Genomic DNA, 7443 nt, shown 5'->3' on the forward strand with positions numbered 1-7443 from the left:
ACTCTATTTACATCTAAAATATCGCTTTAAGGTGCACAGTCCATATTTTTTGATGAACAATTTAGATTTCCATTATCAGGACTGCTATTAGGAACCTTTTGTGCTTCAATATACTTCTGCTCATCACTATCACTACCACATCCAACCAAGGTCACTGAAATTATTATAATGGCTATAGACAATAGCGAACTAACAATTAACTTTAACCAACTACCTTTAAAAGTTGAAATTTGTAATATAGATTTTTCTGAATAAGACAAAAGTGAATTAATTGACATATACGTCCTCAGTTCTATTAAATTGAACAACATGACCGAAAGAAATTAATTTATAGAAGGTTTATGAAACTGAGGTGAAAGATAGATGAACATGCAATGACATAAAGTTGGCTAATATTTAAAGTAGTTTGACTTCATGTAAATGGCTAAGGAACGATATAAAAATCGGATGTAGGCTGTTTTTTGTTATGGATATAAAAAAGACCAAAAGGGAGTTCCTTTTGGTCTTTTTTATATTAAAACTTATTTATTAAGTAAACTGCAATAGTATATATGACGACTTATTGTACGCGATAGTTCGGTGCTTCTTTGGTAATCTGCACGTCATGTACGTGAGACTCTTTCATACCCGCAGAAGTCACTTTAATGAACTGTGGCTTAGTACGCATCTCATCGATGGTAGCAGAACCGGTATAACCCATTGATGAGCGTAAGCCACCTATCATTTGGTTTACAATACCGCTAACTGGGCCTTTGTAAGGCACACGGCCTTCGATACCCTCTGGTACTAATTTCTCAACACCGTCTTTGGCGTCTTGGAAGTAACGGTCAGATGAACCATTAGAGCCAGACATTGCCCCCAAACTACCCATACCGCGGTATGCTTTGTAGTATCGGCCTTGAAATAGCTCAACTTCACCTGGCGCTTCTTCTGTACCGGCTAATAATGAACCAACCATGATGCATGATGCGCCTGCAACGATGGCTTTTGCCATATCACCTGAAAAGCGGATACCGCCGTCAGCGATTAGTGGAATACTGTCTTTAAGAGCGGATGCCACGTTATCAATTGCAGAGATTTGCGGTACACCAACGCCTGCGATAATACGAGTGGTACAAATTGAACCTGGGCCAATACCTACTTTCACAGCGTTAGCGCCAGCGTCACGCAATGCTAATGCGGCATCACCAGTGGCGATGTTACCGCCGATAACTTGAATGTGTGGGTAGTTCTTTTTAACCCAAGCAACCTTATCAATCACGCCTTTTGAATGACCATGCGCTGTATCCACAACAATCACGTCAACTTCGGCTTCTACTAAGGCCTCAACGCGTGCTTCTGTATCAGCACCGGTACCAACCGCAGCACCAACACGCAAACGACCTTGTGAGTCTTTACAAGCATTTGGGTTGTTTTCTGCTTTGTTGAAATCATTAACGGTAATCATGCCTTTTAGGGCAAAGTTATCATCAACAACCAATACCTTTTCGATACGGTGCTCGTGAAGCAATTTTTTGATATTCTCGTTGCTCTCACCTTCTTTAACGGTCACAAGCTTATCTTGCGGCGTCATAACATTGCTAACAGGCTGGTTGTGATTGGTCTCAAAACGCACGTCACGATGAGTCACAATACCTACCACCTGTCCGCTGCCTGACTCCACAACCGGTACACCAGAGATATTATTTTCATGAGTGATGCGCAATAGCTCGCCAACACTAATATCCGGCGTTACCGTGATAGGATCAACAACAGTACCCGCTTCGAATTTCTTCACGCGGCGTACTTGCATTGTCTGACGGTCGATATCCATATTTTTATGCACAATCCCCATACCGCCGAGCTGTGCCATAGTAATGGCCATTTCAGACTCAGTTACGGTGTCCATAGCTGCTGAAATAATCGGTAGATTAAGACTGATATCTTCGGTCAAACGGGTGGTTAATGACGCAGTCTTAGGAAGCACATTAGAATATGCTGGCAGGAGTAATACATCATCAAAAGTTAGGGCATCATCTACGATTCGCAACATACAAACCTCTTGGCTGGGAGAAATTAGCAGCGTATTATAACAAAATATTCAGTCATGTGAGTTACTGAATTCATCCGGTTAGCACTGCTAAGTAATTGAAATGTAACCATCCATAACTGGTGGTAATACAAATTATTATCTATTTATCATATACCCAACCATCGGTTAGGTATCCTGTTAATTTGTATTGATATAAGGGCATCTATTGGTTATTTCAATGCGTTTATTTTACTGAGCTCTTGGCGATAATGTAATACGATCAGTTGGCAAGTAGTCGCCTTGCTCGTTATTTAAGTAATCCAGCATCTGTCTGCGTACATCACAGCTTAAGTCCCACGCATCAAGCGGGCCTTGAGCACTGACTTTACCGCGCAGCTTAATGGTACTTTCAGTCACGTCAGTTACCTGAAGGTCAGGCTCAGTTTCATTATCCCAAAGCTCATTGGCCTTGGTAAATTCAATAAACTTCTGTTTAATCGCCTCAATATCTGCACCGTAATCCACGTATAGATAAACCGCATACGTTTGACTGGTAGTGGTGTGCGACCAGTTTTCTATAATTTCTGTCACGAAGTGCTTCATAGGCACAATTAAGCGTCTGTTATCCCATGTTTGCAGCACCGCATAGGTGTATCTTAAATCCTCAACTTCAGACCAAATACCGTCAATCATCACAGTATCACCAATACGTACCGGCTGAGTAACCGCGACTTGAAACCCTGCAATAATATTACCCAGTGTCGGCTGCGCTGCAATACCGATTACTGCACCGGCAATACCTGCTGAGGTTAATAAGGTTTTACCAAGTCCTTCTAAATCAGTGAACTCCGCTAGACTGATCCAAAAGCCGCCCATAACAATCACAAAGATAAAAATCCGTCTGAATATGGACACATAGGTCATGCGCTCGCGGCGAATAATAAACTCTTCATCATCAAGCGCATCAATTTGATAATCTTGATAACGGTTGGCAAAAAAGTTAATGGTGCGAATACCCAACCATAAGGCACTTATTACCAGTCCAATCCAAATAATAGGCCGCAGCGAGGTTGCCATGGCATCTATTTTAGGGAAGCTGCCTGATACCAAGGCAAACATCATTGAAAAGCTAATAAAGACGGTTAACGGAGCCGTAATTTTGCTAAATAAGTCGGTAACACCTCTACCTTGTAAGGACAGCTCATCATGCCCGCCCTCTTTTAGCTTTTTATCAGAGTAGGCTTTGGTTAGCTTGGCTGCGCCCTTACTCATCATCAGACCAAGTCCCATGGTCAGCACCATAAACAGCAGGATGCCGAATATTTCCCACAGTTTTAGACTGAAAATCTCTATAGACAACCAGTCTGGCAAATAACGCTCAAATTGAGCGGGTTTGTGAATATCATACAAAGCTTCGATATTCATCACCGTCTGTGATGAAAACACCCAAACTGGTGCTTGACCTTCTACTTTAACTCGCTCTAAATGAATCGGCACACTGCGATTTTTATAATCGATAGAGCCAAGCTTAATTGAACGTCTTGGCACCCCATGAATAGGATTATTACTGCCTATCGACGGTTCAACCAATCCATCTGCCCGATCTGGCATTTCATCGAAAACGTACAAATCTTTTTCAGTTAATAGATAATCAAGCTTTCTGACCAATTCTGAAGCGAGGTTAACCTGTTGGGTGTCGGCAATTGAATTGAGATTAAGAGCGTAGGCTGCCAGAGCGAAATCATTTTGTAGATTGGCGGTATTAAAAAACTCTAACGTGGCCAGTGGTGTCTCTAGATTGGGCGGGATGGCAGGTGTCGGTAGGCCAGTGTTTAGCTCATTAACCACATAATAAGCTTCATTATATTCACCAGTTAACTCTGTATTGGCTTGAAGTTTACGGGTAGGATACCGCGTCTCCTTTTCGCCCTCTTCCTTGATTTGTTGCTTAATATAACCAACCAAGGTCTCGGGTTGCTCGCTAATAGTATCAGCATCTGTGTAGGTATTATCAGCCCGTGAAGTAGATACCAAACTCTCATTATCTGAGCTACCTTGTGCAGCGCTGACCTCAGCGTTAGCGGCAGATAATCCAGTAATCGTCATCATCGTTAGCAACAGGACTACTACCCATGTTGGCATGCGATTAACGCGCGAGGTTTGGCTATTTTCGACTGGCTTTAAATGAGTATCCATACCTACCTTTGCTATCTACTGCTGCTATCTGCTGCTTAATAAGTTCATACGGCGCCATACCCATTTAGATAAAATAATGCGCCTTAATAAAAATTGTTATAAAAAAGCCTGCCCCACAAGTGAGCAGGCTAGTTAACCAACCTTTCAACGGTCTAAATCTTAACCGGACTATTTAAAGAATGAAAGTCTTAAATGGTTCACATTTTAACCGAGCCGATTAAGTACGGCGCCACGTAGTACCATTTTTGCCATCTTCAAGCTCAATACCAGCGCTTTGTAGTTGATCACGGACTGCATCAGCACGGGCAAAGTCTTTATTGGCTTTGGCATCTAGACGCTCTTGAATGAGAGCATCAATTTCCGAATCACTTAGTTGACCTTCTGCTGCTGCACCGATTTGTGCTTGCAAAAACTCAGTCGGATTTAATTGACCTAGATTGAGCACGCCTGCTAAATCGCGAAGGGTCTGGGTTAATACTTTTAATTGTGCTGCTGTTTCATCAGAGCCCACTTCACGTGCCAGTTTATTCACTTCTTTGGCTAAGCTAAATAGCACGCTTAACGCCAAAGAAGTATTAAAGTCATCGTTCATGGCCTGAATAAAGTCAGCGACATATTGTGCTTGATTAGCATCAATATCGGCGCTGTTTAGATTCACATCGGCCAATACCGCATCGGCTGCTTTTAATGCTTGATAGATACGGGTTAGACCAGAATGCGCTTCTTTTAATGCTGCATCAGAGAAGTTCACCTGACTGCGATAATGGCTCGATAAAATAAAGAAGCGAATGGTTTCTGGATGGAAGGTTTCCATCACATCGCGAATGGTGAAGAAGTTGCCCAAAGATTTAGACATCTTCTCACCATCGACGTTAATAAAGCCGACGTGCATCCAGTTTTTGGCATAGGTGCATCCAGTTGCCGCTTCCGATTGTGCAATCTCATTTTCATGGTGCGGGAATTGTAGGTCATGACCACCGCCATGAATATCAAAGCTGTCGCCTAAACACTTTGTTGACATCGCTGAGCATTCAATATGCCAACCTGGACGTCCGCCACCCCAGTTTGATTCCCACTGCGGCTCGCCCGCTTTGGCCGCTTTCCAAAGCACAAAGTCAAACGGATTCTTTTTGTCGTTATCAACATCGACACGTGAGCCTGCTTGTAAGTCCTCAAGCTTACGCTTAGATAATTTACCATAGCCATCAAATGACTCAACGGCATAATACACATCGCCATTAGACGCAGCATAAGCATGGTCTTTTTGCTCAAGCGTGCCAATCATAGTCAGCATATCATCGATATGATCGGTAGCGCGTGGCTCAAAATCAGGATCCATACAACCTAAAGCCGCCGCATCTTCGTGCATGGCTTTGGTAAACCGGGTGGTTAATTCACCAATCGCTTCTCCATTCTCATTCGCGCGGGCGATAATCTTGTCATCAATATCAGTAATATTGCGCACATAGGTTACGTCATAACCCAAATGACGCATCCAGCGAGTAATCACGTCAAAGGCAACCATGACACGGGCATGGCCGATATGGCAATAGTCATAAACCGTCATACCACACACGTACATGCCCACTTTGCCGGCCTCTAATGACTCAAATTTGCGCTTTTTGGTCGTCATCGAATCGTATATTTTGAGCGCGGCCTGATTTTTTGCTATTTGCTGCGCTAATGGCTCAGAGATTAGAATTATTTTGGCATCTGCGGACATATTGAAAACCTTAAATTTAACTGACTGAAGATTAAGACAATTGTTTTTATTAAACGATGCTCTAAATATGAGGCATTCGTTATTGATAACAAGACATATAATGGATAATAAAGCCTGTATTTTGTGAGAGTCATCTTACCTAAGCTTGCCTAAAATTGCTATATTTCATGGCCATAGAGTATGATAGCTTACGTAGTCAGATAAAGAAGACTCAGCTCGTTGATAAAGCTTTGATAATTTAAGTCCCTATTGTAAACCCTATATTCCTATACTATAGACCCTTTAATGAATAACCGCCACAAACCGTCTATATACCTTAGTGTCTGTTGAATATTTAAATGTGGAACTGGCAAAGGCTGTTGCTAAAATTGCCCCAAACGTTGTTATAAACCTAGCTAAGGTCTAGACATTATCATCGGTTTACGCCTAGTTTGGAACAATTTTAGCTATCAGCAGTCCTAATATTTGAATGTTCAACAGACCCTAATAATCACTATAAAATAGACCCCTAGCGGTCAGACAATTAACCGGCTAATTACCGAACAATCTTGGAGAAACACCCATGGGTAACCGACTCACTAAAATCTACACTCGCACCGGCGATGATGGCACAACTGGCCTTGCCAATGGCGACCGCGCCAGTAAAGCCGACCAAACTTTTGTGGTCATGGGCGATGTGGATGAGCTAAACGCACATATCGGTATGATAGCCGCATATGCCAACACGTTAGCTGATAAAGGTGTTGCAGACTGCAATTCATCGTTAGACGATATCTTACAGACTATCAGTATTGTTCAGCACTTACTATTTAATGTGGGTGGCGAGCTTGCGATGCCTGAGTACAAAGGCATTGATGAGGCGCATATCGATTGGATTGAAAGTGAGATTGATGTATTAAACAAACAGCTTCCTGCGCTGAAAGACTTTATCTTGCCAGCAGGCTCAACGTTGGTTAGCCAAGTGCACATTGCCCGCACCGTCTGTCGCCGTGCTGAGCGCCAAGGTGTGCGTCTAAAATCGGATAATCCAGATGCTATTTCGCCAAGCGCGCTTAAGCTATTAAACCGCTTATCAGATTGGTTGTTTGTGCTTTCAAGATATTGCGCAAAAATTGAGCACTCAAGCGAAGTCCTATGGAATAAGACCATCTTAGACAGATTCGCTAAATAAACTGTCGTTTATGCTCTCTTAAAGCAGCCTGTGGAACTAGCCGCTTAAAAATAGCCCAAAAAGCCCTCTATTTAATAGAGGGCTTTTTTATCGTTACTGTCCCGTCCTAAAATAAGTTTACGAAAAGGAAGCTTATAAATGGACAAAGCAGAAAGATCAAGGATTAAACGAACACAGAAAGATTACACACTCGGCTTTAAATTAGCTGTGGTAGGGCAAGTAGAAAAAGGCGACATGACCTACAAACAAGCCCAAAAGCACTATGGCATACAAGGACGTAGTACCGTCCTAACTTGGCTTAGGAAACATGGTACATTAGACTGGAATACACCGCCAAAGAGC

General features: G+C 42.5%; 6 protein-coding genes. 2 read left to right on the forward strand and 4 right to left on the reverse strand.

Annotated elements, in window-relative coordinates; translation table 11 throughout:
* Positions 1–26 precede the first annotated feature (26 nt).
* The 4 genes from AC2SLM_RS10015 to cysS form a co-directional block, all read right to left on the reverse strand.
* Positions 27–278: a hypothetical protein gene (locus AC2SLM_RS10015; RefSeq protein ID WP_486553612.1), complete on the reverse strand. Its 252-nt coding sequence runs from the start codon at positions 276–278 to the stop codon at positions 27–29.
* 281 nt (positions 279–559) lie between these two features.
* Positions 560–2032, reverse strand: a complete 1473-nt coding sequence (gene guaB, locus AC2SLM_RS10020) for an IMP dehydrogenase (protein WP_486540975.1) — start codon at positions 2030–2032, stop codon at positions 560–562.
* Positions 2033–2260: 228 nt separating this feature from the next.
* Positions 2261–4207 carry a mechanosensitive ion channel family protein gene (locus AC2SLM_RS10025; protein ID WP_486553614.1) on the reverse strand — a complete coding sequence of 649 codons (1947 nt, stop codon included), beginning with the start codon at positions 4205–4207 and terminating at the stop codon, positions 2261–2263.
* Between the two features lie 217 nt (positions 4208–4424).
* Positions 4425–5930, reverse strand: coding sequence for a cysteine--tRNA ligase (gene cysS, locus AC2SLM_RS10030; RefSeq protein ID WP_486553616.1), 1506 nt, complete (start codon positions 5928–5930; stop codon positions 4425–4427).
* A 562-nt stretch (positions 5931–6492) separates the two neighbouring features.
* Between cysS and AC2SLM_RS10035 the strand changes: the two genes are divergently transcribed.
* Both AC2SLM_RS10035 and AC2SLM_RS10040 read left to right on the forward strand, forming a co-directional pair.
* On the forward strand, positions 6493–7101 hold the full coding sequence (locus AC2SLM_RS10035; RefSeq protein ID WP_486553618.1) for a cob(I)yrinic acid a,c-diamide adenosyltransferase: 609 nt from the start codon (positions 6493–6495) through the stop codon (positions 7099–7101).
* A gap of 138 nt (positions 7102–7239) precedes the next feature.
* Positions 7240–7443: helix-turn-helix domain-containing protein (locus AC2SLM_RS10040; RefSeq protein WP_486552558.1), on the forward strand; the 204-nt coding region annotated here is incomplete at its 3' end.

It is taken from the genome of Psychrobacter sp. CX16 (genome assembly GCF_057396245.1).